This is a genomic window from Herbidospora yilanensis (assembly GCF_001570565.1).
In the GTDB taxonomy this organism is placed as follows: Bacteria; Actinomycetota; Actinomycetes; order Streptosporangiales; family Streptosporangiaceae; genus Herbidospora; species Herbidospora yilanensis.
Genome location: NZ_BBXE01000020.1, coordinates 230950 through 254849, shown reverse-complemented (window position 1 = coordinate 254849; position 23900 = coordinate 230950). Strand labels below are relative to the sequence as shown.

Below are 23900 nucleotides of genomic sequence, written 5' to 3'. Positions count from 1 at the left end.
CGCCTTTCCCGGATTGATGTGAGGGAGAAGCGCTTACCGCCAAAGTGACTGATATTTATTGGCAGATGTCATGCTTGAAGCCCCTGCCCCCGGCCAGATAGTCACGGTGTGTCAGTGCGGCCTGTCATGGTGCCGCAGCAGCACCCGAAGGGGGTTTCATGACACGCAGACGTGTCATCGCGTTAGCAGTCACCGCCCTTGCCCTCCCGTTCGCGACGCTCCTCCCGGCCACCCCGTCGGCCGCCGCCCCGGCGCCGGCCTCGGCTCCGCTGAACGACTTCCGGCACTGGGACGGCAAACTCGCCGACACCTTCCAGGGCGAGAAGATCGACCTGCCCACGCGGTACGAGCCGTCCAAGGCGCGCAAGACGACCGCCGCGGCGGCCGCCACCCCGCCGGTCGGCACCGTCCGGAACTGGCTGGCCATCGACGACACGCAGGCCGGGGGTGCGCCGTTCCCGAAGGCGTTCACCCTGCGCGGCGTCGGCGACAAGATCGAGGTGTGGGTCGCGAACGATCTGTCGTTCCCGGCCGGGGACTGCCGGGCGCAGATCCCGAACTCCACGACGATCACCGACGCGCAGGTCGCCTACTTCGTCAACGAGTTCGACACGAACATGTACCCGAAGGAGACCGCGGCCTTCTCCACGCCGCCCGACCGCGACGGCACCAACGCCCGCATCCCCGGTGACTACACCGGCGACGGCGACAAGACCGTCGCGCTGATCGACAACATCCGCGACGACAACTTCTACGACTTCCCGGCCAACCCGACCTACATCGCGGGCTTCTTCTCGGCCGGCATCAACGAGCGCGTCGACCGCAACGTCATGACCGTCGACGCCTTCGACTGGGCCCACCGGACCGGCGACCAGCCGGCCGACGAGCCCACGGGCGACCTGTGCACCAGCCGCCCGGCCCGCCCGAACGCGTACGAGGGCACGTTCGCGCACGAGTGGCAGCACCTGCTCATGTACTACACCGACCCGTTCGAGGGGAACTGGATCAACGAGGGCCTCTCGGACTTCGCCCAGACCCTGACCGGCTACGTCGACGCCAAGGCGACCATCAACGACTTCGGCGCCGACAGCCACATCTACTGCTTCCAGGGCTTCGGCAACGTCCAGGCCCGGTACAACCCCAACCCCCGCCAGTGCGGCGGCCCGCAGAACTCGCTGACCCTCTGGGGTGAGGGAGAGCCGAGCGAGGTGCTCGCCGACTACGGCAACGCCTACGAGATCATGCTCTTCCTGTACGACCGCTACGGCGCCGACTTCATGTCCACGCTGCACCGCGACGGCGAACGCCAGGGCCTGGCCAGCCTGGAGGCCGCGCTGAAGGCCGAGGGCGCCGACCTCTACCGGGTCATCCACGACTACCAGTCGATGGTGCTGCTCGACCGGATCGTGGAGAGCCGCACCGGCATCGTGCTGGGCGTGCCCAAGTCGCGGGTGACCTCGGCCTCGCTCAGCTCCACCGTCAACCTGGCCAACCCCGACACCTACGACACCCCCGGCGCGGCCCCCAACGGCGCCGACTACGTGACGCTCCAGAAGGCCGACGGCAAGCCCTTCAAGGGCAGCGAACTGCGCACGCTGAAGTTCACCGGCGCCACCGGCCTGCCCGCCCTGCCGCTGGCCTGGACGATCGTGAACGACGAGCCCGACCGCCCCGGCAACCCGGTGTTGTTCTCGGGCAACGAGAACAACCTCAACGTCAGCGCCGTGGCCGAGGTGACCGTCCCGGCCGCCGACCCGACCCTGCGCCTGCTCGCCAAGTACGGCGCCGAGGAGGGCTACGACTACGGCTACGTCGTCGTCTCCACCGACGGCGGCGCGACCTACACCCCCGTCTCCGGCGACCAGACCGTCGAGGGCCCCCTCGGCCCGTCGCTGAACGGCACCACCACCGGCTTCGAGCCGCACACGTTCGACCTGTCCGCCTACGCGGGCCAGAACATCCTGCTCGGCTTCCAGTACGTCTCCGACGGCGGCGTCAACGAGGGCGGCCTGTACCTCGACGACGTCACGGTCGGCGGCGCCGCCGTCAGCGACGGCTCCAGCCTGGAGCCGTTCGACTCCTTCACCGAGATCAAGCCGACGGCCGTGCACAACTGGAACGTCCGCCTGGTCGGCCTCGACGAGAAGCACAAGGTCGCCGCCCAGGTCGAGTTCAACGGCAAGGGCACCATCAACCTGAACCGCCTCGAACTCCTGCTCGCCCGGCCCTTCACCAAGATCGTGGCGATCGTGGCCTACGACGAGCCGACCGAGCTCGGCCAGCAGTACGCGCCCTACACCCTGACGGTGAACGGCGTGACCCAGCCCGGCGGCTGATCCCCACCCGCCCCGTGACCCGCACGCCTGGGGCTAGGCGTGCGGGTCACGGTTTTCCGGAAGTGACCGGAGTTGTCGCGGTTGCCCAGTGATTTGTCTGTGCGTTCTGATAGGAACAGGGCCCATGCTGACAATCCTCCCGGAGAACATCCACCCTGACCCGTGGGATCTCTACGACGAGCGCTACGCCGGTCTGCCCGTCTTCGTCTACCCGCCGGACGACGACGACGAGAAGCTCCCGGCCGCCGGCACGGTGGCGTGGCGGATCGCCGAACCCGACGCCTACGACGCCGAAGAGGGGGCCTTCGCCGGGACCCTCCAGGTGTTCCTCGACCAGGTCGCGACCGAGGAGGTGCGGGCGCTGGTCATCGGGTGCTGGGAGCAGGCGTACGACACCGACTCGTCGATGATCGTCGCCATGCTGGCCGAGAACGCCAAGCGCTTCCCGGCCCTGCGGGCGATCTTCCTGGGCGCGATCCAGTCGGAGGAGGCGGAGATCTCCTGGATCCAGCAGTCCGACGTCACCGCGCTGCTCACCGCCTTCCCGGACCTGGAGCGCCTGGAGGTGCGCGGCGGCAGCGGCCTGGCCCTCTCCCCGGTCCGCCACGAGAACCTGCGGGTACTGCGCTTCGAGACGGGCGGCCTGCCCGCCGAGGTGGTCCGCGCGGTCGCCGCGTCCGACCTGCCCGCGCTGGAGCACCTCGACCTGTGGCTCGGCATCGACGACTACGGCGGCGACGCCACGGTCGCCGACCTGGCCCCGATCCTGGCCGGCGACCGGCTGCCCGCGCTGAAGCACTTGGGGCTGCAGGACAGCGACCACCAGGACGAGATCGCCGCCGCCGTGGCCGCCGCCCCGATCGTGGCCCGCCTCGACGTGTTGTCGCTGGCCATGGGGACGCTGGGCGACCAGGGCGCCGAGGCGCTGCTCAGCGGCCAGCCGCTCGGCCATCTGAAGATGCTCGACCTGCGCCACAACTACGTGTCCGATCCGATGGCCGAGCGCCTGCGCGTGTTCGTCGGGGACGCCGAGCTCGACCTGGAGGAGCGCAAGGAGCGCGACGACTGGATCTACGTGTCGGTGGCCGAGTGAGCCACGTGGACCTGGGCGTGGGGGTCGTCGACGAACTGGACTCCTTCTTGGCCGACGCCGACCTGTCGACGGGCACGCTGAGGGTCGGCGTCAGGCCGCACGACCGGCTCTCGCGCCACGACGACCGGTTCTTCGTGGCGGTGTCCGAGTGACCGCGCAGATCTCCCTCCACGTGCCGCCGCGTCCCGAGGAGGAGGACGACTACCAGGAGCGCTACGCGAATCTGCCGATCATCGGCTGGCACGGCGACGTCACCGGCGAACCCGCTCCCGGCGACGGCGGGGCCTGGCACCTGGCGGTCATGGAAGAGGACCTCCTCGAACTGATGGACGCCTTCTTCGAGCGCGTCGACACCGAGACGGTGCCCGCCATCGTCATCGGACACTGGGACGAGATGCACTCGGAGAGCTCGGCCCCCATCGTGGCGAAGCTGGTCGCCAACACGCACCGGCTGCCCGCCCTCAGGGCGCTGTTCCTGGGCTCGGTCGGATCCGACTGGTGTGAGATCTCCTGGATCCAGCAGAGCGACATCACCGCGCTGCTGACCGCCTTCCCCGACCTGGAACGCCTGGAGATCCGGGGCGGCGACGGCCTGGCCCTCACCCCGGTCCGGCACGAGAGGCTGCGCATGCTCCGCGTGGAGAGCGGCGGCCTGAGCGGGGCGTTCGTGCGCGCGGTCGCCGCCTGCGACCTGCCCGCGCTGGAGCATCTGGAGCTCTGGCTCGGCGTCGACGAATACGGCGGCGACTACACCGTCGACGACCTCGCGCCGATCCTGACCGGCGACCGGCTGCCCGCGCTGAAGCACCTGGGCCTGCAGGACAGCGACCGCCAGAACGAGATCGCCGCCGCCGTCGCGTCCGCGTCCGTCGTGGCCCGCCTGGAGAGCCTCGCCCTGTCGCTCGGGGCGCTGACCGACGAGGGCGCCGAGGCGCTGCTCGGCGGCCAGCCGCTGACCCACCTCGACCAGCTCGACCTGCACCACCACTTCCTCAGCGAGGCCATGATGGAGCGCGTCGAGAAGGCGCTGTTCGAGGTGGGCGTCGACCTCGACGACCGTCAGTCCGACGACGACGGCTGGTTCTACGTGGCGGTGGACGAGTGACGATCTCCCTCGACCTGCCCAGGCACACCGACGACACCGACGTCTACTACCGCCGCTACGTCGGCCTGCCGACCGTCGACTTCTCCGGCAAGGCCGGCCACCCGCCCGGCGAGGTGGCCTGGGAACTGGGCTCCGCCGATCTGGACGACTTCTTCGACGCCGTCGACACCGGCCAGGTGCGCGCCCTCGTCGTCGGCGGCTGGGACGCCGACGCCGACACGGTCGTCGAGCGGCTGGTCGCCGGGGCCCACCGGCTTCCGGCGCTGCGTGCGCTCTTCTTCGGGGCGATCCCGCAGGAGGCGCAGGAGATCTCCTGGATCAACCAGGCCGACGTCACCCCGCTGCTGACCGCGTTCCCGGACCTGGAACGCCTGGAGACGCGCGGCGGCATGGGCCTGCGTCTGGCCCCGGTCCGCCACGACCGGCTGCGCATGCTCCGGATCGAGAGCGGCGGGCTCGGCGGCGAGGTCGTGCGCGGCGTGGCCGCGTGTGTGTTCCCCGCGCTGGAGCATCTGGAGCTCTGGCTCGGCGTCGACGAGTACGGCGGCGACTACACCGTCGAAGACCTGGCCCCGATCCTGACCGGCGACCGGCTGCCCGCGCTGAAGCACCTGGGCCTGCAGGACAGCGACCGCCAGGACGACGTCGCCGCCGCCGTCGCGACCGCCCCGATCGTGGCCCGGCTCGACGGCCTCGCCCTGTCGATGGGCACCCTCACCGACGACGGCGCCGAGGCGCTGCTCGCGGGCCAGCCGCTCACCCACCTGCGGCGGCTCGACCTGCACCACCACTACCTGAGCGACGCCATGATGGCCCGCCTGCGCGCCGCCCTCGGTTCCGTCGACCTCGACCTGGAGGGTCAGGGAGACCCGGAGGAGTACGACGGCTGGCTCTTCACCTCGGTGAACGAATGATCGTCGTCGGCACGCCCGGAGACCGCCGCGCCGACCTGTTCGGCGCGGCGGCCCGCGCCCACGGCCTGGGCGAGATCACCGTGGTCCCCTGGACCGAGGTGCTGACCGGCGCCCCGCTCCGGTTCTCCGGTCTCGTCCGGGTCGACTCGCCCGGCGAGTCCGCCGAGGCCGACGCCCTGCTGCGGGGAGCGGGCGACCCGACCCGCGTCGGGGGAGGGGCGACCTGGTACACCCGGTTCACGGCAGGGCTCAGGCGGGTGGCCGGGGCGGGCGGCGAACTGCTCGCGGACGTGGACGAGATCGCCACCATGTTCGACAAGCGCCGCTGCCACGCCCTGCTCGCCTCGACCGGCCTCCCGGTACCCGGCGGCGTCACCGTGAACTCCTACGGTGAGCTGCGGGAACAGATGCGCGAGCGGGCGTGGCCGAGGGTGTTCGTGAAGCCCGCCCACGGCAGTTCGGCGTCGGGGGTGATCGCCTTCGAGACGTCCGGCACGCGCCTGCGCGCCGTCACCTCGGCGACCGAGGATCTGCGGAACTCGCTGGCGGTCCGGACGTACACCGACGAGCCGACCGTCGCCCGCATCGTCGACACCCTGGCCCCCGACGGGCTCCACGTCGAACGGTGGTTCCCGAAGGCGTCGGTCGCGGGTGGCCGTTTCGACCTGCGGGTGGTGACGGTGGCCGGGCGGCCGACCCACGCGGTGGCGCGGGTGAGCCGGGTGCCGATGACCAACCTGCACCTCGGCGGGAGACGCGGTGACCTGGGGGAGATCCGGGCCCGGCTGAGCGCCGGCCGGTGGGACGAGGCGATGGAGGTCTGCGCCCGCACCGCCGCCTGCTTCCCCGGCAGCCTGACGACCGGCGTCGACCTGATGATCGGGGCCGACTGGCGGTCGATGGCGGTCGCCGAGGTCAACGCCTTCGGCGACCTGCTGCCCGGCCTGGGCGCGCTCGACGGGAGCGGCCTGACGACCTACGAGTGCCAGGCGCGGGCGATCGCGGCCGGGTGGCGATCGTGCGCGACATGAACACGGTCGTGGGCAGCCACGACATCCTGCTCGTCACCCTCGACACGCTCCGGTACGACGTCGCCGAACGGCTCATGGCCGAGGGGCGCACGCCCGGCTTCGCCCGGTTCCTGACCTGGGAGAGGCGGCACAGCCCCGGCAGTTTCACGTTCGCCTCGCACGCCGCGATGTTCGCCGGGTTCCTCCCGACGCCCGTCACCCCGGGGCCGCACGCCCGGCCGTTCGCGGCGTCCTTCCCCGGCAGCGCGACCACCTCGCCGGAGACCTGGGTCTTCGACGCGCCCGATCTGCCCACGGGCCTGGCGAAGGCCGGTTACCGGACCGTCTGCGTCGGCGGGGTGGGGTTCTTCAACCGGCTGAGCCCGCTGGGCTCGGTGTTGCCGGGCCTGTTCCAGGAGAGCCACTGGGCGCCCGAGTTCGGGGTGACCGCCCCCGACTCCTTCGAACGGCAACTCGACCGGGCCGAGGAGGTGCTCGACGGCGTGCGGGAACCGGTCTTCCTGTTCCTGAACGTCTCGGCGCTGCACCAGCCCAACCGGTGCTACCTGCCCGGCGCGGCCGACGACTCGATCGAGTCGCACGCGGCGGCGCTGGAGTACGTCGACCGGCACGTCGCCCGGCTGTTCGCCCTGATGACCCGCCGGCGGCCCTGTTTCGTGATCGTCTGCTCCGACCACGGCACCGCCTACGGCGAAGACGGCCACGTGGGCCACCGGCTCGCCCACGAGGTCGTCTGGACCGTCCCCTACGCCGAATTCGTCCTCGACCGGAGCTCCGATGATCAGTCCGTATGAGAGTTACGTCTACGCGTACCCCCACAAGACCGCCTACCGCCCGCTCGACCCGCGCCCGGCGCTGACCGACGTGTGGCGCGGCGAGAAGGCCGGGTCGTTCTACGCCCACATCCCGTTCTGCGAGATGCGCTGCGGCTTCTGCAACCTGTTCACCCGGACGGGCGCACCCGAAGACCTGGTCGCGGCCTACCTCGACGCGCTGGAACGCGAGACGCTGGCGCTGGCGGACGCGGTCGACCCGGCCTTCACCACGGCGGCGATCGGCGGCGGCACCCCGACCTACCTGAGCCCCGCCGAGCTCACCCGGCTGTTCGACGTCACCGGCAAGATCACCCCCTACGGCGAGATCCCGCTGTCGGTGGAGACCTCCCCGGCGACCGCGACCCCCGACCGGCTGGCGGTCCTGAAGGAGCGCGGCACGACGCGGATCTCCATCGGGGTGCAGAGCTTCGTCGACGAGGAGGCCCGCGCGGCGGTGCGCCCGCAGAAGCGCGCCGAGGTCGACCGGGCCCTCGACACGATCCGGGCGACGGGCTTCCCGATCCTCAACATCGACCTCATCTACGGCATCGACGGCCAGACCGCCGCGACGTGGCGGCACTCCCTGGAGACCGCGCTGCGCTGGGCCCCGGAGGAGCTCTACCTCTATCCGCTCTACGTCCGCCCCCTCACCGGCCTCGGCAAGATCGGCCGCGACTGGGACGACCAGCGTATGGAGCTCTACCGCGAGGGCCGCGACCTGCTGCTGGCCCGGGGCTACGAGCAGGTGTCGATGCGCATGTTCCGGCTGCCCGGCACGGGGACCTCGACCGGCTACTGCTGCCAGACCGACGGTATGGCGAGCGTGGGGTGCGGGGCGCGGTCGTACACGAGCACCCTGCACTACTCCCACGAGTACGCGGTCGGCGCCCGCCACGTCCGGTCGATCATCGACGACTACGTGCGCCGCGACGACTTCACCGAGGCCCTGATCGGCTTCACCCTGACCGGGGACGAACGGCGGCGACGCCACACGATCCAGAGCCTGCTGCAGAAGGACGGCCTGGACCTGCGGCTCTACCGCGACCGGTTCGGCGGCGACCCCGACGTCACGGCCGTGCCCGGTGAATGGCTGGTCCGCGACGGCGACGTCCTGCGGCTGACCGACGAGGGCCTCGCCCACTCCGACGTCGTCGGGCCCGCCCTCTTCTCCGCCGGGGTCCGCGCCCTCATGGCGGGCAACGACGCCCGATGAGCCATCTGACGATCCTCTACCGGGGCCCGCTGGCGAGTTGCGACTACGACTGCGCCTACTGCCCGTTCGCCAAACGCCGCGACACCTCCGGGCAGCTCCGCGCCGACCGGGCCGCGCTGCGCCGCTTCACGGAGTGGACCGCCGCGCAGGACCACGACGTGAGCGTCCTGTTCACGCCGTGGGGCGAGGGGCTGGTCAGGTCGTGGTACCGGGACACGATGGTCGAGCTCAGCCATCAGGCCAACGTCCGCCGCGTCGCCATCCAGACCAACCTCAGCTCCCGCACCGCCTGGCTCGACCGGGCCGACCCGGAGACGCTGGCGCTGTGGGTCACCTACCACCCGACCCAGGTCGCCTATGACCGGTTCCTGGCCAAGGTCACGGGGCTGCCGGTCCGGCACAGCGTCGGCGTGGTCGGCGACCCGGCCCACCTGGAGCACGCCCGCCGCCTGCGGCGCGACCTCCCGCCCGAGACGTACCTGTGGATCAACGCGGAGGAGGGCCGGACCTACACCGACGAGGAGGCGGCGCAGTGGCAGGAGATCGACCCGCTGTTCCGCTACAGCCGGTTCCCCCACCTCAGCGCCGGCCAGGCGTGCCGGACCGGCGACACGGTGATCTCGGTGGACGGCGACGGCACGGTCCGCAGGTGCCACTTCATCCCCACGGTCCTGGGAAATCTCTATGACGGCACGTTCCGGAACCGGCTGGGACCGACGGCCTGCCCGAAATCGGAGTGTGACTGCCACATCGGCTACGTGCACCTCGAACCGACCGGCCTGTACGACGTCTTCGCCGGGGGCATCCTGGAACGTATCCCTCACAGGATTCTCCCAGAACCGTCCAGGAAGCCCTGAGCCGGTGCGCGCAGGCTCGGCCGGGTGATCGAAGTGACCCGACTGAGCAAACGCCACGGCGACGTCATCGCCGTCGACGACCTGACGTTCGACGTGAAACCCGGCGCGGTGACCGGGTTCCTGGGGCCCAACGGAGCCGGCAAGACGTCCACGATGCGGATGATCCTCGGGCTGGACGCCCCCGACGCGGGCCGGGCCCTGATCCTCGGGGCCCGGCTCGCCGATCTGCCCGAGCCGATGCGGGCGGTCGGGGCGTTGCTGGACGCCGGAGCCGTGCACCCCGCCCGTTCCGGCCGTGACCACCTGCGCTGTCTGGCGGTGAGCAACCGGCTGCCCGCGCGGCGGGTCGACGAGGTGCTCGACCTGGTAGGGCTGACCGCGGCGGCGCACCGGCACGCGGGCGGGTTCTCGCTCGGCATGAAGCAGCGGCTCGGGCTGGCCGCCGCGCTGCTCGGCGACCCCGGCGTGCTGATCCTGGACGAACCGGTCAACGGGCTCGACCCCGAGGGCATCGTCTGGATCCGCACCCTGATCCGCGGGCTGGCGGCCGAGGGGCGGACCGTCCTGGTCTCCAGCCACCTCATGGGCGAGACGGCGCTGACCGCCGACCGGCTGATCGTGGTGGCGCGGGGGCGGCTCGTCGCCGACACCACCGTCGAGGCGTTCGCCCGGCCCGACGGGGTGCTGGTGCGCACCCCGGAGGCCCGCCGGTTCGCCCGGGTCCTCGTCACCCACGGTGCGTCCGGGGTCGAACCCGCCGGAGACGAACTGGTCGTGCGCGGGCTGGGCGCGCGGCGGATCGGTGAGCTCGCCGCCGCCGAGGGAGTGGTCCTGTACGAACTCACCCCCCGCCACGCGTCCCTGGAAGAGGCGTTCATGGAGCTGACCCGATGATCGCCGCGATCCGCTCCGAATGGGCCAAGACGTGGACGACCCGGTCGACCTGGTTCACCCTCGCCGCGATCGTCGGGCTGGGCGCGCTGTTCGCGGTGCTGTTCGGCTACGCCGCCGCCACCGAGCACGCCAGGCTGACCGCCGCCGAACAGGCCGCCTACCGGCCCGCGCCGGACTTCCGGCCGCTGATCTTCGTCCAGATCGCCGTCGGCTACCTCGGCCTGCGGGCCTTCACCGTCGAGCACCTCACCGGGACGATGGCGCTGACCCTGACCACGGTGCCGCGCCGGGGCCGGGTGCTGGCGGCCAAGGCCGTGGTCTGCGCCGGGCTGACGCTCGCGGCCGGGACGCTGACCGGGCTCATCGTGGTCTTCGTCAACCGGGCCGTGCTGACCTCGCGGGGCGTGCCCGTCAACCCGCTGGCCGAGCCGGGCATGCTCCGGGTGCTGGCCGGGCCGGGGCTGCTGCTGGCCCTGCTCGGGCTGATCGGCCTGGCCGTCGGCTGCCTGGTGCGCAGCACCGCCGGGGCGCTGGTCGTCACGATCGTGATGGGGGTGTTCGTCCCGGCGACGGCCTCGCTCTACCCCGAGTGGCTGGCCCGGCTGATCCTGGGCTACTGGCCGATCACGGCCGGGCTGCGGCTGCTCAGCCTCGACGGCGACCCCGACCTGCCGGGACCGGTGGCCGGCCTCGCCGTGACCTGCGCCTGGGCCGCGATCCTGCTGGCCGCCGCCTACGCGGTGTTCCGGCGGCGGGACGCATGATGTGGGGGAGGAAAGGGGCGTGATGGAGCGGCTGCTGGTCGTCGACGACGAGCCGACGGTACGGGAACTGCTGTCGGCGACCCTGCGCTTCGCCGGGTTCGAGGTGACCTCGGCGGCCACCGGTTCGGAGGCCGTCGAGGCGGTGCGCGTCACCCGCCCCGACCTGATCCTGCTCGACGTGATGTTGCCCGACCTCGACGGCTTCCAGGTCGTGCGCCGGCTGCGCGACCTGGCCCGGCCGCCCGTGCCGGTGTTGTTCCTGACCGCCCGCGACTCCCCGGCCGACAAGGTAACCGGTCTCACCCTCGGCGGCGACGACTACGTGACCAAGCCGTTCGACCTGCCCGAACTGCTGGCCCGCATCCGGGCGATCCTGCGCCGCACCGGCGTCCCGCACGCCCACGCCGTGGTCGTCGGCGACCTGGAGGTCGACGTCGAGGGCTGCCACGTGCGCCGGGCCGGGGTGACGGTACGCCTGTCGCCCACCGAGTTCCGCCTGCTCAGCTATCTGGCCGGGCACGCCGGCCGGGTGGTGTCGAAGACCTCGATCATCGAGGACGTCTGGCAGTACGACTTCGCCGGCGACACCAGCATCGTCGACACCTACATCAGCTACCTGCGCCGCAAACTGGAGGCCCGCGGCCCCCGCCTCATCCACACCGTCCACGGAGTCGGCTACGTCCTGCGCGAGCCCCGATGACCTCCCTGCGCGGCCGGCTCCTCCTGATCACCTGCGCCCTGCTGGCGGCCGGACTGCTGCTGAGCGGCTCGATCGTGGTCGGCCTGCTCCGGTCGGGCCTGGTCGACCGGGTCGACGGCCAGCTCCGCGTGTTCGGCGGCATCATCGCCGTCATCCCGCCCGGCCTCGCCTCCCGCACCCCCGCCGACCGGGCGGCGGGCGACGCCCTGAGCACCAACCTCGACCTGATCAACCGCCTGTACATCGCGGAACTGGGCCCGGACGGCCAGGCCCTCTCGGAGGTGCGCCTCCCCGCCGGCCCGGGCGGCCCGGTGGTGACCGCCCGCGGGGACGGGCGGCCGTTCGAGGCGCGGGACTCGGCGGGCGGCGCCGACTGGCGGGTGCTGGTGGTGCCGCGCCAAGGGGCCGGGACCTCCGTCGTCGTGGCGGCCTCGCTCGACGCCGTGCGGGCCACGGTCGCCCGGCTGCGGGTCGTCTACCTCGTCACCGGGATCGCCCTGCTCGCCCTCCTCACGCTGGCCGGGTGGTTCGCCATCAGGGCCGGGCTGCGGCCCCTGCGGGCCATCGAGGAGACCGCCGCCGCGATCGCCTCGGGAGACCTCGGCCGCAGGGTGCCCGACGCGGCCCCCGACACCGAGGTCGGCCGGTTGTCGGCCGCGCTCAACGGCATGCTCGGCCAGATCGAGCGGGCCTTCGCGGCGCGCACCGAGTCGGAGGCGCGGCTGCGCCGCTTCGTCGCCGACGTCGGGCACGAGCTGCGCACCCCGCTCGTCGGGATCAAGGGGTTCTCCGAGCTCTACCGCATGGGCGGGCTGCCCGAGGTCGCCCCCGCGATGGCCCGGATCGAGAGCGAGGCCGGGCGGCTGGCCCGGCTCGTCGACGACCTGCTGCTGCTGGCCCGCCTCGACGAGGGCGGCGACGCCCTGCCGCTCGACCTGGCCCCGATGGACCTGCGCACCCTGGCCGCCGACGCCCGCCTCGACCTGCGCGCCCTGGCCCCCGGGCGGCCGGTCGAGCTGACCGGCCCCGACGGCGGGCCGCCCGCCTCGGCGCCCGTGGTCGCCGACGAGGCCCGGCTGCGCCAGGTCGTCACGAACCTGGTCGGGAACGTGGCCGAGCACACCCCCGACGGCACACCCGTGCGCATCGGGGTCGGCACGAAGGACGGCGAGGCGGTGCTCGTGATCGAGGACCACGGGCCGGGGCTCACCCCGGAGGAGGCGGCCCGCGTGTTCGACCGCTTCTCCCGCGCCGACGCCTCCCGCAGCAGGTCGGGGCCGGGTGGCGCGGGGCTCGGGCTGGCCATCGCCCGCTCGCTCGCGGAGGCCCACGGAGGCCGCCTCGACCTCCGCACGGCGCCCGGCGAGGGAGCCGTCTTCACCCTGGCGCTGCCCGGGGTGTTCGGAGGTCAGGTCTCCTTCTCGGGCCGGTAGTCCTCCTCCTTCACCCCGAACGTCCACGCCACGCCCTGACGGGCGCGCTGCACCCACGGCGGCACACGCAGGAAGTAGGTGCGGAAGGTTCCGTCGGGTTCGGCGGTCGAGTTGACCACCTCGACCGTCACCACGTCTTCGTCGTCGGGCAGGCTGATGCGCCACAGGACGCCCGTCTCGTCTCGGTGGAGGGGGGTCGCGCCCGACTCCGACAGGTAGCGGTCGAAGCCGAAGTGTTCGAGCATGACCCGGCGCAGCTCGGCGTTCTCCTCGTTGCGGATGCGCTCGGGGTTCAGGTCGGCCATGGACGCCACGAAGCCCTCGGGCACCGGCATGCCGTGCCAGGCCTCCAGCGCGAACCCGTCGGGGAAGACCAGCGCGGGGCCGTCGGGGCGGTGGAGGCGGCCCGCCTCGTCGAGGTGGAGCTCGGCGGGGCGCTCGCAGACGATGGCCACGTCGGCGTAGGGGAACCACCAGCCGGCGTGGCGGGCGACCCGGGTCAGCCCGGCCAGGCCGGGGGCGTCGGCGAAGGCCGACAACCAGGCGGCGTCGTGCTGGCCGAGCACCGCGTCGAGCGCGGCCTGGCGCAGCAGGTCGCCGGCCTGCTCGCCGCCGAGCACCGACAGGCCCCGGCGGATCTCCTGGACGACCGTGTTCACCCTCGGCCACAGCAGCCCGCCGGTCGACTCCCACACCCGCGCCCACCCGGCCCCGCCGGTCTCGCGCAGCACGTCGGCGCGGGCCCGCTCCCAGGGGTGGGTGCGCACCTCTTCGCGCACGGACCGGCCGAGCGGCCGGGCCAGCAGCGGAGCCGCCGACAGGATGAGCGAACCCAGGCCGGCCCGGTTCAGCGCATCGACGGCGGCCTCGCCGCCGTGGTGGATGGCGGCCGCCGCCGAGGCGACGACCGGCGACCCGGCCCACAGGATCGCCCGGGGCGCGGCCAGCCCGGCGGCGGCGTAGGCCTCGCGGACGCCCGCCTCGGCCTCGGCCCGGTCACCCGCACCGGTGGTGAAGGCGACGTCGGCCCAGGTCATCGTGGTCTCGATGGTCATCAGTCGGCCACCACCCGGAACGAGCCGGGCACGTATTCCCGCTGCCGGACGATCCGGAACCAGCCCTTGGGCAGCGGGATCGTGGCGTGCTCCTCGTGGACCAGCCGGCCGCCCTCGGGCAGGTGGAGGAAGCCCGGGTAGAGCGTTCCGGGGCCGTGGAGCGCGTGGGCGTGGCCGGTGGCCTCGCCCAGGGCCAGCACGATGCGGCCCTTGTGGTCACGCGGCTCGGCGACGAGACCGGGAGGCACCGACGCCTCGGGGACCGGCATGATCAGGATGTCACCCTGTCGGTACATGACCAACCTTCCGTGTTCGGGGGTTGATCGGAAACTATCGGCGGCCACCGACATTTCCCGGGCCACGTCCGCGCTGACCGTGGACGGTGGCCACACGCTCGTCTAGCTCAAATCCGACAAAAGGTGCGTGTAGCCATAAAACGGATGGGTACGCCGGGCGAAATACCGAGAGCGGGGGGACGCTCATGGCGCAGACCGTCGGTGACTACGTGGTACGACGCCTCCAGGAATGGGGCGTACAGCAGATTTTCGCCTATCCGGGAGACGGGATCAACGGCATCCTCGCGGCCCTGGGCAGGGCGGACGACGTGCCCCGGTTCGTACAGAGCCGGCACGAGGAGATGGCCGCGTTCGCGGCCGTCGGATACGCCAAGTTCAGCGGCCGGTTCGGGGTCTGCATGGCCACCTCGGGACCCGGGGCGATCCACCTGCTGAACGGGCTCTACGACGCCAAGCTCGACCACGTGCCGGTGGTGGCGATCGTGGGCCAGACCGCCCGCAGCGCGATGGGCGGCAGCTACCAGCAGGAGGTGGACCTCCAGGCGCTGTTCAAGGACGTCGCCTCGGAGTACCTGGTCGAGGTCAACGTGGCCGAGCAACTCCCGAACGCGCTCGACCGCGCGATCAGGACCGCCCAGGCCTCCCGCGCGCCGACGGCGGTGATCATCCCGTCGGACCTCCAGGAGGAGGAGTACGCCGCGCCGGAGCACGCCTTCAAGATGGTGCCCTCCAGCCCGCCGGGCACCGTGTGGGCGCGGACGGTCGCCACCGAGTCCGACATCGCGCTGGCCGCCGACGTGATCAACGCGGGGGAGCGGCCGGCCATCCTGGTCGGGCAGGGCGCGCGGGGCGCGGCCGAGGAGGTGCGGCGGCTCGCCGACCTGACCGGCGCGGGGGTGGCCAAGGCGCTGCTGGGCAAGGACGTGCTGCCCGACGACCTCCCCTACGTGACGGGGTCGATCGGGCTGCTCGGCACCCGGGCCAGCTACGAGATGATGCGCGACTGCGACACCCTGCTGATCGTGGGCTCCAACTTCCCCTACACCCAGTTCCTGCCGGAGTTCGGGCAGGCCAGGGCGGTGCAGATCGACATCGACGGCCGGTTCATCGGGATGCGCTACCCCACCGAGGTCAACCTCGTCGGCGACGCCGCCGCCACGCTCACCGCGCTGATCCCGATGATCCGGCCCAAGGTCGGCAGCGAGTGGCGGGAGACCATCGAGCGGAACGTGGCCGCCTGGTGGGACGTCGTGGAGCGCGAGGCCGAGGTGACGGCCAAGCCGGTCAACCCGATGCTGATCGTCTCGGAGTTGTCCCGGCGCGTCCCCGGCGACGCGATCGTGACGGCCGACTCCGGCTCGTCCACCAACTGGTACGCCCGCAACCTGCGCATGCGCCAGGGCATGCGGGGCTCGTTGTCGGGCACCCTGGCCACGATGGGCCCCGGCGTGCCCTACGCCATCGGCGCCAAGTTCGCCCATCCCGACCGGCCCGTGGTCGCCCTGGCGGGCGACGGGGCCATGCAGATGAACGGGCTGGCCGAACTGATCACCATCGCCCGCTACCACCACCTGTGGCGCGACCCGCGCCTGGTCGTCTGCGTCTTCCACAACAACGACCTCAACCAGGTGACGTGGGAGCTGCGGGCCATGGGCGGCGCGCCGAAGTTCGAGGCCTCGCAGAGCCTCCCCGACGTCGACTACGCCGGGTTCGCCCGCTCCCTCGGCCTGGAGGGCATCACGGTCGCCGAACCGGAGGGCCTGGGCCTGGCGTGGGACCGGGCGTTCGCGGCGGGCGTGCCCGCGGTGCTCGACGTGCACTGCGACCCGGAGGTGCCGCCGATTCCGCCGCACGCGACCTTCGACCAGGTCAAGTCGGTGACCGAGGCCGTGCTGCAGGGCGACCCGAGCGCGTTCCACCTGATCGCGCAAGGGGTGAAGACCAAGGCGCAGGAGTTCCTGCACGGCCGGAAGAACGACTGATGCCGCCGGTCGACCACGTGGCGGCGTGCGCCTATCGCGTGCCCACGCCGGAACCGGAGACCGACGGCACCCTCGGCTGGGACTCCACCACCGTCGTCGTGGTGCACGTCCGGGCCGACGGCGTGACCGGGCTCGGCTGGACGTACGCCGACGCGGCCTGCGTGCCGCTGGTCGAGGGCGTGCTGGCCGGGGCGGTGACGGGACGGCCGGTGCTCGACGTGCCGGCCTGCTGGGCGGCCATGCGGCACGCCGTGCGCAACCTGGGCCGGCCGGGACTGGTGTCGTGCGCGATCTCGGCGGTCGACATCGCCCTGTGGGACGCGGCGGCGCGGTCGTGCGGGCTGCCGCTGTGCCGCCTGCTCGGCCGGGTGCGCGAATCGGTCCCCGTGTACGCCAGCGGCGGCTTCACCTCGATGGGCGAGGCCGACCTGCGCGCCTGGCTGGAGCACTGGGCCGGCCGGACCCCCAGGGTGAAGATCAAGATCGGCCCCGACCTGGACCGGGTGGCGCTCACCCGCGCCACGGTGGGCGACGCCGCCGAGGTCTACGTGGACGCCAACGGCGCCTACTCCGTCGGCCAGGCCCGCCGGGTCGCCCGGCGGCTCGCCGAGTGGGACGTGACCTGGTTCGAGGAGCCGGTCTCCAGCGACGACCTCGCGGGCCTGGCGGAGGTGCGCGCGGTCAGCCGGCCCGACGTCGCGGCCGGGGAGTACGGCTACGACCTGCCCTACTTCGCCCGCATGACCGGCGTCGTCGACTGCCTGCAGATCGACGTGACCCGCTGCGGCGGCTACACCGAGTTCGCCCGCGCCGCCGCCGTGGCCGCCGCCGTCAACCGGGACGTGTCGGCCCACTGCGCCAACAGCCTGTCGGCGCAGATCGGCGCCGCGACCCAGAACCTCCGGCACCTCGAATGGTTCGCCGACCACGACCGCGTCGAGAACCTGCTCTTCGACGGGGGCCTGCGTCCCGTGGACGGCGTCGTGACCCCGTCGGCGTCGGTCTCCGGCCACGGCCTCTCGATCAGGGAGGACGCCGCCCGGCGCTACGCGGTCGCACTCTGACGGGAGGACAGTCATGACCATCACCGAAGCTCCGGCCGCTCTGGTGGAGGCCCTGCGCGAGCGGGTCGACGGCGAGATCAGGTTCGACCCCGGCAGCCGCGCCGCCTACTCCACCGACGCCTCCAACTTCCGCCAGGTGCCCATCGGCGTGGTGGTGCCCCGCACCCCCGACGCCGGGGCCGAGGCGGTGGCCGTCGCCCGCGACTTCGGCGCCCCGGTCCTGTCGCGGGGCGGCGGCACGAGCCTCGCCGGGCAGTGCGCCAACACCGCCGTGGTCGTCGACTGGTCGAAGTACTGCACCGCGCTGGAGTCGGTCGACGCCGAGGGCCGCACCTGCGTCGTGCAGCCCGGCATCGTCCTGGACGTGCTGAACCGGAAGCTCAGGGAGCACGGCCTGCGGTACGGCCCGGAACCCGCCACCCACATGAACTGCACCCTCGGCGGCATGATCGGCAACAACTCCTGCGGCGCGACCGCGCAGCGCACCGGCAAGGTCGTCGACAACATCGCCCGCCTGGAGGTGCTCCTCTACGACGGCACCCGCTTCTGGTGCGGCGAGACCACCGACGAGGAGTACGCCGCGATCGAACACCGGGGCGACCCCCGGGCCGCGATCTACCGGCAGTTGCGGGCCCTGCGCGACGCCTACGCCGACGAGATCCGGCGGCGCTACCCCCACATCCCGCGCCGGGTCTCCGGCTACAACCTCGACTCCCTGCTGCCCGAGCACGGCTTCGACGTCGCCGGGCTGCTCGTCGGCAGTGAGTCGACCCTGGTCACCGTGCTGCGCGCGGAACTGGAGCTGGTGCCGGTGCTGCCCGAGCGCGCCCTGGTCGTGCTCGGCTACCCCGACATCGCCGCGGCCGCCGACGCGGTGCCCGCGATCCTGCCCTACGAGCCGATCGCGCTGGAGGGCGTCGACCACAAGCTGATCCGCGACGAGCAGCTCAAGCACCTCAACCCCGCCGCGCTGGGCGAACTCCCGCGGGGCCGGGCCTTCCTCATGGTGCAGTTCGGCGGCGAGACGGCCGAGGAGGCGCGGTCCCGCGCGCAGGGCCTGCTCGACGACGGGCACCGCGCCGACGTGCGGTTCCTCGGCGACCCCGTCCGCGAGGACGAGCTCTGGCACGTCAGGGAGGCGGGCCTGGCCGCGACCGCGCACGTCGCCGACCGGCCCGACACCTTCGAGGGCTGGGAGGACTCCGCCGTGGCCCCCGAACGGCTCGGCGAGTACCTGCGCCGGCTCCGCGACCTCTACCGGGAGTTCGGCTACGAGAGCGACACCGGTCCGGCCCTCTACGGCCACTTCGGGCAGGGCTGCGTGCACACCCGCATCCCCTTCGACCTCTACACCGCCGACGGCGTCGCGGCCTACCGCCGGTTCATGGAGAGGGCCGCCGACCTCGTCGCCGAGTTCGGCGGATCGTTCTCCGGCGAGCACGGCGACGGCCAGAGCCGGGGCGAACTGCTGCCCAAGATGTTCGGCCCGGAGATCGTCACCGCTTTCATGCGGCTCAAGACGATCTTCGACCCCGACGACCGGATGAACCCCGGCAAGGTCGTCGCGCCCTACCCGCTCGACGACCATCTGCGGCTCGGCTCGCACTGGGCGCCCGCCGAGCCGCAGGACCTCAGGTTCCGGTATCCGCACGACGGCGGCTCGTTCAGCCAGGCGGTCAACCGCTGCGTCGGCGTCGGCCGTTGCCGTCAGCACACCACCGAGGGCGGCCAGGTGATGTGCCCGTCCTACCAGGTCACCGGGGAGGAGGAGCACTCCACCCGGGGCCGCGCCCGGCTGCTGTTCGAGATGCTCGACGGGCACGGCGACGAGACGATCACCCGGGGCTGGCGGTCCGGCGAGGTGAAGAACGCCCTCGATCTGTGCCTGGCCTGCAAGGGGTGCAAGACCGACTGCCCGGCGAACGTGGACATGGCGACGTACAAGGCGGAGTTCCTGTCGCACCACTACGAGGGCCGGCAGTGGCGGCGGCCCCGGTCCGACCTGGCGCTGGGCTGGCTCCCCGTCGCCGCCGCGGTCGTCGCCGGGCTCCGGCTCGGGCCGGTGGTGAACCGCATGGGGGGACTGGCCAGGGTGGTCGCGGGGGTCGCCGACCGGGAGCTCCCGGCGTTCGCCGGGCAGACCTTCCAGCGCTGGTTCCGGCGACGGGGCCCGCGCGGCGACGGCGGCCGGGGGAGCGTCCTGTTGTGGCCGGACACCTTCACCAACGGATTCCACCCCGAGGTCGGGCGGGCCGCCGTCGAGGTGATCGAGGACGCGGGCTGGCGGGTCGTCCTGCCGCCCGGCCCGGTGTGCTGCGGGCTGACCTGGATCTCCACCGGCCAGCTCGCCACCGCGAAACGCGTCCTGAGGCGGACCGTGCGGCTGCTGGCCGACCACCTGCGCGACGGCGGCCTGGTCGTCGGGCTGGAACCGAGCTGCACGGCCGTGTTCCGCGGCGACGCCGAGGAGCTGTTCCCGACCGACCAGGACGTGCGGCGGCTGCGGAACCAGACGGTCACGCTCGCCGAACTGCTCACCCGGCACAGCCCCGGCTACCGGCCGCCGCGCCTCGACGTCGACGCGCTGGCCCAGGTCCACTGCCACCAGCACGCCGTCATGGGCTTCGACGCCGACGAGGAACTGCTCCAAGCCGCCGGTGTACGGGCGGAGCACCTCGACTCGGGCTGCTGCGGGCTGGCCGGGAACTTCGGCTTCGAGCGCGGTCACCTGGAGGTCAGCGAGGCCTGCGCCGAACGGGTGCTGCTGCCCCGGCTGCGGGCGGCCCGGCGGGAGACCGCCGTGCTCGCCGACGGGTTCAGCTGCCGCACCCAGATCCACCAGCTCGACAGCGGCGGCCGGGAGGGCGTGCACCTCGCCCAGTTGCTCGCCGTCGGGCTGCACGAGGAGGGACGATGAAAGCGGAACAGGTCGTGGTCGTCACCGGCGCGAGCGGCGGCGTCGGCCGCGCGGTGGCCCAGGCGTTCGGCGCGCGGCACGCGAAGGTGGCCCTGCTCGCCCGGGGAGTCAAGGGCCTGGGGGCCGCCGCCGCCGACGTGCGGCGGGGCGGCGGCACCCCGCTGGAGATCCCCGTCGACGTGTCCGACTTCGCGCAGGTGGACGCCGCCGCCGGCCGGGCCGAGGCCGAGCTGGGCCCCATCGACGTGTGGGTGAACGTGGCGTTCACGTCGGTCTTCGCCCCCTTCGCCGACATCCGGCCGGAGGAGTACCGCCGCGTCACCGAGGTCACCTACCTCGGCTACGTGCACGGCACCATGGCCGCGCTGAACCGGATGCGGCCCCGCGACCGGGGGACCGTCGTCCAGGTCGGCTCGGCGCTGGCCTACCGGGGCATCCCGCTGCAGAGCGCCTACTGCGGCGCCAAGCACGCCATCCAGGGCTTCAACGAGGCGCTGCGCTGCGAGCTGCTGCACGGGCACAGCGGCGTCCACGTGACCATGGTCCAGTTGCCCGCGGTCAACACGCCCCAGTTCTCGTGGGTGTTGTCGCGGCTGCCCCGCCAGGCCCAGCCGGTGCCGCCGATCTACCAGCCCGAGGTCGCCGCGCGGGCCGTGCTGTACGCCGCCGACCACCCAGAACGCCGCGAGTACTGGGTCGGCGCCAGCACCGTCGCGACCCTGATGGCCAACGCGATCGCCCCCGGGCTGCTCGACCGCTACCTGGCCAGGACGGGCTTCGACTCCCAGCAGACCGAGCAGCCGAGGTCGCCCCGCCAGCCGGCGAACCTGTGGGCCCCGGCCGACGGCCCGCACGGCCATGACTACGGCGCGCACGGCGCGTTCGACGAACGGTCGGCGGAGGTCAGCCCGCAGGCGTGGGCCAGCCGGCACCACGCCCTGGTCGCCGGCCTCGGCGCGGCCGTCGGCGCGGCCGCCCTCGTCATGCGGATGCGCTCGCGTCACCACGTGTGAACAGCTCCTCCAGCGGCAGGAGGGCCGCGCGCGGCTCGGTGAGCCTGATCGGGTCGCCGGCGTCGCCGATCTGCTCCCACGCGACGAACCGGCTGCCCTGGTGGAGGCGGCGGATCACCACTCTGACCAGGGCCGGGCTGTTGCCGCCCGGCCCGCGTTCGTAGCCGAAGAGCTGGCCGGTGTGCCGGGGCGCCACGACCAGGCCGCTCAGCCGCAACGCCTGAGTCGTCTCGCCGAGGAGCGGGCCGTCCTGGGTGAGCTGGACGTCGGCCACCTGCCCGACGGGCCCGCCGTCGCGGTCGACGACCCGGCGGCCGACCAGCGAGCTCAGCCGGTCTCGGACGGGGACCTCGGACCGCCGGACCGGCCGGGGAGCGCCGGCGCCGGCCTGCCCGCCGCCGCTGCCGGGCAGGGGATCGACCAGATGGTCGCGCACCCAGCGTTCCAGGGACGCCTCCGGCACGTCGCCGCCCACCGTCACCGCGCCGCCGATCTCGGCGACCAGGCTCATCGGCACCCGCGGCGGGGCCGGGCCCTCCTCCGGGCGGAACAGGCGGGTCGTTCCCGTCATCAGGCGGCCGATGACGCCGCCGACACGGGGGCCGAGCGCGAGGGGCCCGGCGAGGATGGCGGTCACGTACGGGACCTCTCCCGTCTCGATCTCCAGGTCGTCGACCTTGCAGAGCAGCCGTCCGTCGGCCCTGACCACCTGGCGGTCGAGCAGGTGGAGGTGGGCGTGCAGGACGCGGCCGGTCACTGGCCCGCCTTGGTCGCGAGCATCAACGGTATGGCCGCCACCGCGACCAGCAGGAGCAGGATCATGTAGAGGGTCCCCAGGGTGTTGGACAGGCGGCCGTTGACCCGGTCGCCCATGTAGTCGGGGTCGTTGGCGATCATCAGCACCGGCAGGTAGGTCAGCGGCAGCGCCGCCGCCGAGAGGACCAGCGAATACTCCGTGACCTTGATCGGGTCGATCGTCGTCAGGATCAGCGCCACCGCGACGATCGTCGACACCAGCAGCGTCGCGTGGAACCGGGCCGCCTCCCGGGGCCGCACGTACTTGCCCCACTGCCAGCCGAAGTACTGGCTGATCGAGTAGCCCGACGACAAGGCCGTCTCCAGGGTCGCGCCGAACGTCGCGGCGAAGACGCCGAAGATCACCAGGGCCAGGCCGATCTGGCCGAAGGCGAGCCCGGCGGGCAGCACCATCTGGCCGAGCGTGCCGACCTCGATCATCTGCGGGAGGAAGACGGTGGCCGCGCACGCGGCGATGGCGATCGACAGCAGGCCGCCCAGCGGGAACCCGACGAAGACGTTGGCGCGCATGACGCCCAGGTCGCGCCGGGTCCAGCGCTCCTCCACGCCGCCGGAGGAGAAGAAGAACACCTCGTACGGCGTCATGGCCGCCCCCAGCAGGGCGACGGCGTAGTACCAGTAGGTGGCCGCGCCGTCGTCGGACGGGTTGTGGGTGAGCTGGCGCCCCAGTTCCCCGTAGTCGGGGTCCAGGGCGAAGAAGGCGACCAGGAAGACCACCAGGGCGAGCCCGGCCAGGCCGAAGACCCGCTCCATCGTCTCGAACCTCACCCGCCACATCACCAGCCACGCCACCAGGCCCACGGCGGGCACCCACAGCAGGTAGTCGATCCCGGTGGCGAGTTCCAGGGCGAGGGCGGCCCCGCCGATCTCGGCGGCCAGGGTGAGCAGGTTGATGCCGAACGACGCGGCCAGGTTGAGCAGGCCCGCGCGGGGGCCGAGGCGTTCGCGGACGAGGTCGAAGACCGGCCGGCCGGACACCGCCGCCACCCGCCCGGCCATCTCGGCGAACAGGCAGATGCCGACCACGCCGACCACGACCACCCAGGCCAGCGACAGGCCGAACCGGGAGCCGACCAGCGCGTTGGCGACCAGGTCGCCGATGTCGACGAACCCGCCGATCGCGGTCAGGATGCCGAGGGTGACGGCGAGGAACCGCTTCACGACGGTTGTTCCCCGGCGAAGGCGCGCAACCGGTCACCCAGCGCGGCCAGGTCGGCCGCCGCCTTCCCGGGGTCGCGGATCTCCCGCAGCCGCACCTCGTTCAGGAGCGCCCGCACCCGCTCGGCCGCCTCCGAGGTCAGCCCGGTGATCTCGGCCCGGACCGCGACCGCCGCCTGTGACGGCGGCTGGACCGCGCCGAACTGGGAGTCGACGCCGCCGAGCTCGGTGGCGGTCTCGGTGAGCAGGGTCTGGAGGTACGGCCGGGTCAGCCGCGCCTCGTTCTCGACCGCGAGCCGCACCAGCGCCACGGAGGAGGCGGCGGCCTCGGCCGTCGCGCCGGCCTTGCTGCCGTAGTCGGCGTCGTCCCACGCCGGGGAGGCGCACCCCGCCACGAGCGGCGCCGCCATGAGCAGCGCGACCATGAGCAGGACCCGCCTCACG

The 23900-nt window shown here is 72.7% G+C and carries 22 protein-coding genes; 17 read left to right on the top strand and 5 right to left on the bottom strand.

The window, feature by feature from the left end:
- Nucleotides 1-158 precede the first annotated feature (158 nt).
- The 13 genes from AW273_RS15095 to AW273_RS15040 all read left to right on the top strand — a co-directional run bounded on the left by AW273_RS15095 (nucleotide 159) and on the right by AW273_RS15040 (nucleotide 13155).
- Nucleotides 159-2336 (top strand): M6 family metallopeptidase, encoded by a 2178-nt coding sequence (locus AW273_RS15095; protein ID WP_062348934.1) that lies wholly within the window; start codon nucleotides 159-161, stop codon nucleotides 2334-2336.
- 124 nt (nucleotides 2337-2460) lie between these two features.
- The gene (locus AW273_RS15090) at nucleotides 2461-3429 is read left to right on the top strand and encodes an STM4015 family protein (protein WP_198168149.1); all 969 of its coding nucleotides are present in this window, start codon (nucleotides 2461-2463) and stop codon (nucleotides 3427-3429) included.
- On the top strand, nucleotides 3426-3581 hold the full coding sequence (locus AW273_RS37205; RefSeq protein WP_157555818.1) for a hypothetical protein: 156 nt from the start codon (nucleotides 3426-3428) through the stop codon (nucleotides 3579-3581). Before AW273_RS15090 ends, AW273_RS37205 begins: the two co-directional genes overlap by 4 nt.
- Entirely contained in the window at nucleotides 3578-4534 is a 957-nt protein-coding gene (locus tag AW273_RS15085; protein WP_062348933.1) for an STM4015 family protein, read from the top strand. Before AW273_RS37205 ends, AW273_RS15085 begins: the two co-directional genes overlap by 4 nt.
- Nucleotides 4531-5448: an STM4015 family protein gene (locus AW273_RS15080; protein WP_062348932.1), complete on the top strand. Its 918-nt coding sequence runs from the start codon at nucleotides 4531-4533 to the stop codon at nucleotides 5446-5448. Before AW273_RS15085 ends, AW273_RS15080 begins: the two co-directional genes overlap by 4 nt.
- Nucleotides 5445-6479 (top strand): STM4014 family protein, encoded by a 1035-nt coding sequence (locus tag AW273_RS15075; protein ID WP_062348931.1) that lies wholly within the window; start codon nucleotides 5445-5447, stop codon nucleotides 6477-6479. The genes AW273_RS15080 and AW273_RS15075 overlap by 4 nt, the downstream gene beginning before the upstream one ends.
- A complete protein-coding gene (locus AW273_RS15070; protein WP_062348968.1) occupies nucleotides 6476-7273 on the top strand; it encodes an STM4013/SEN3800 family hydrolase in 798 nt (265 codons plus the stop codon). Before AW273_RS15075 ends, AW273_RS15070 begins: the two co-directional genes overlap by 4 nt.
- The gene (locus AW273_RS15065; RefSeq protein ID WP_062348930.1) at nucleotides 7257-8507 is read left to right on the top strand and encodes an STM4012 family radical SAM protein; all 1251 of its coding nucleotides are present in this window, start codon (nucleotides 7257-7259) and stop codon (nucleotides 8505-8507) included. Before AW273_RS15070 ends, AW273_RS15065 begins: the two co-directional genes overlap by 17 nt.
- Nucleotides 8504-9364, top strand: a complete 861-nt coding sequence (locus AW273_RS15060; protein ID WP_062348929.1) for an STM4011 family radical SAM protein — start codon at nucleotides 8504-8506, stop codon at nucleotides 9362-9364. Before AW273_RS15065 ends, AW273_RS15060 begins: the two co-directional genes overlap by 4 nt.
- A 24-nt stretch (nucleotides 9365-9388) precedes the next feature.
- Nucleotides 9389-10258 (top strand): ATP-binding cassette domain-containing protein, encoded by an 870-nt coding sequence (locus AW273_RS15055; RefSeq protein ID WP_062348928.1) that lies wholly within the window; start codon nucleotides 9389-9391, stop codon nucleotides 10256-10258.
- Nucleotides 10255-11022: an ABC transporter permease gene (locus AW273_RS15050; protein ID WP_062348927.1), complete on the top strand. Its 768-nt coding sequence runs from the start codon at nucleotides 10255-10257 to the stop codon at nucleotides 11020-11022. Before AW273_RS15055 ends, AW273_RS15050 begins: the two co-directional genes overlap by 4 nt.
- 22 nt (nucleotides 11023-11044) lie before the next feature.
- On the top strand, nucleotides 11045-11722 hold the full coding sequence (locus tag AW273_RS15045; protein ID WP_062348926.1) for a response regulator transcription factor: 678 nt from the start codon (nucleotides 11045-11047) through the stop codon (nucleotides 11720-11722).
- Nucleotides 11719-13155 carry a sensor histidine kinase gene (locus AW273_RS15040; protein WP_062348925.1) on the top strand — a complete coding sequence of 479 codons (1437 nt, stop codon included), beginning with the start codon at nucleotides 11719-11721 and terminating at the stop codon, nucleotides 13153-13155. Before AW273_RS15045 ends, AW273_RS15040 begins: the two co-directional genes overlap by 4 nt.
- On the opposite strand, the gene AW273_RS15035 is transcribed toward AW273_RS15040, so the two are convergent.
- Nucleotides 13131-14210, bottom strand: coding sequence for a DUF6745 domain-containing protein (locus AW273_RS15035; RefSeq protein WP_232327424.1), 1080 nt, complete (start codon nucleotides 14208-14210; stop codon nucleotides 13131-13133). The two genes, AW273_RS15040 and AW273_RS15035, sit on opposite strands and share 25 nt — an antisense overlap.
- Entirely contained in the window at nucleotides 14210-14506 is a 297-nt protein-coding gene (locus tag AW273_RS15030; RefSeq protein ID WP_030453098.1) for a DUF8820 family protein, read from the bottom strand. Before AW273_RS15030 ends, AW273_RS15035 begins: the two co-directional genes overlap by 1 nt.
- A gap of 185 nt (nucleotides 14507-14691) precedes the next feature.
- Between AW273_RS15030 and AW273_RS15025 the strand changes: the two genes are divergently transcribed.
- From AW273_RS15025 to AW273_RS15010, 4 genes are read left to right on the top strand one after another with little or no spacing between them, the layout of a single operon-like run.
- A complete protein-coding gene (locus AW273_RS15025) occupies nucleotides 14692-16488 on the top strand; it encodes a thiamine pyrophosphate-requiring protein (RefSeq protein ID WP_062348924.1) in 1797 nt (598 codons plus the stop codon).
- Nucleotides 16488-17552, top strand: a complete 1065-nt coding sequence (locus AW273_RS15020) for an enolase C-terminal domain-like protein (protein ID WP_062348923.1) — start codon at nucleotides 16488-16490, stop codon at nucleotides 17550-17552. The genes AW273_RS15025 and AW273_RS15020 overlap by 1 nt, the downstream gene beginning before the upstream one ends.
- 13 nt (nucleotides 17553-17565) lie before the next feature.
- Nucleotides 17566-20469 carry an FAD-binding and (Fe-S)-binding domain-containing protein gene (locus AW273_RS15015; protein WP_062348922.1) on the top strand — a complete coding sequence of 968 codons (2904 nt, stop codon included), beginning with the start codon at nucleotides 17566-17568 and terminating at the stop codon, nucleotides 20467-20469.
- On the top strand, nucleotides 20466-21482 hold the full coding sequence (locus AW273_RS15010) for an SDR family oxidoreductase (RefSeq protein WP_062348921.1): 1017 nt from the start codon (nucleotides 20466-20468) through the stop codon (nucleotides 21480-21482). The genes AW273_RS15015 and AW273_RS15010 overlap by 4 nt, the downstream gene beginning before the upstream one ends.
- On the opposite strand, the gene AW273_RS15005 is transcribed toward AW273_RS15010, so the two are convergent.
- The 3 genes from AW273_RS15005 to AW273_RS14995 are packed head-to-tail and all read right to left on the bottom strand — an operon-like array spanning nucleotide 21451 to nucleotide 23899.
- Nucleotides 21451-22239 (bottom strand): hypothetical protein, encoded by a 789-nt coding sequence (locus AW273_RS15005; RefSeq protein WP_062348920.1) that lies wholly within the window; start codon nucleotides 22237-22239, stop codon nucleotides 21451-21453. The genes AW273_RS15010 and AW273_RS15005 overlap by 32 nt on opposite strands.
- On the bottom strand, nucleotides 22236-23459 hold the full coding sequence (locus AW273_RS15000) for an Nramp family divalent metal transporter (RefSeq protein WP_062348919.1): 1224 nt from the start codon (nucleotides 23457-23459) through the stop codon (nucleotides 22236-22238). Before AW273_RS15000 ends, AW273_RS15005 begins: the two co-directional genes overlap by 4 nt.
- The gene (locus AW273_RS14995) at nucleotides 23456-23899 is read right to left on the bottom strand and encodes a hypothetical protein (protein WP_062348918.1); all 444 of its coding nucleotides are present in this window, start codon (nucleotides 23897-23899) and stop codon (nucleotides 23456-23458) included. The genes AW273_RS15000 and AW273_RS14995 overlap by 4 nt, the downstream gene beginning before the upstream one ends.
- Nucleotide 23900 lies beyond the last annotated feature (1 nt).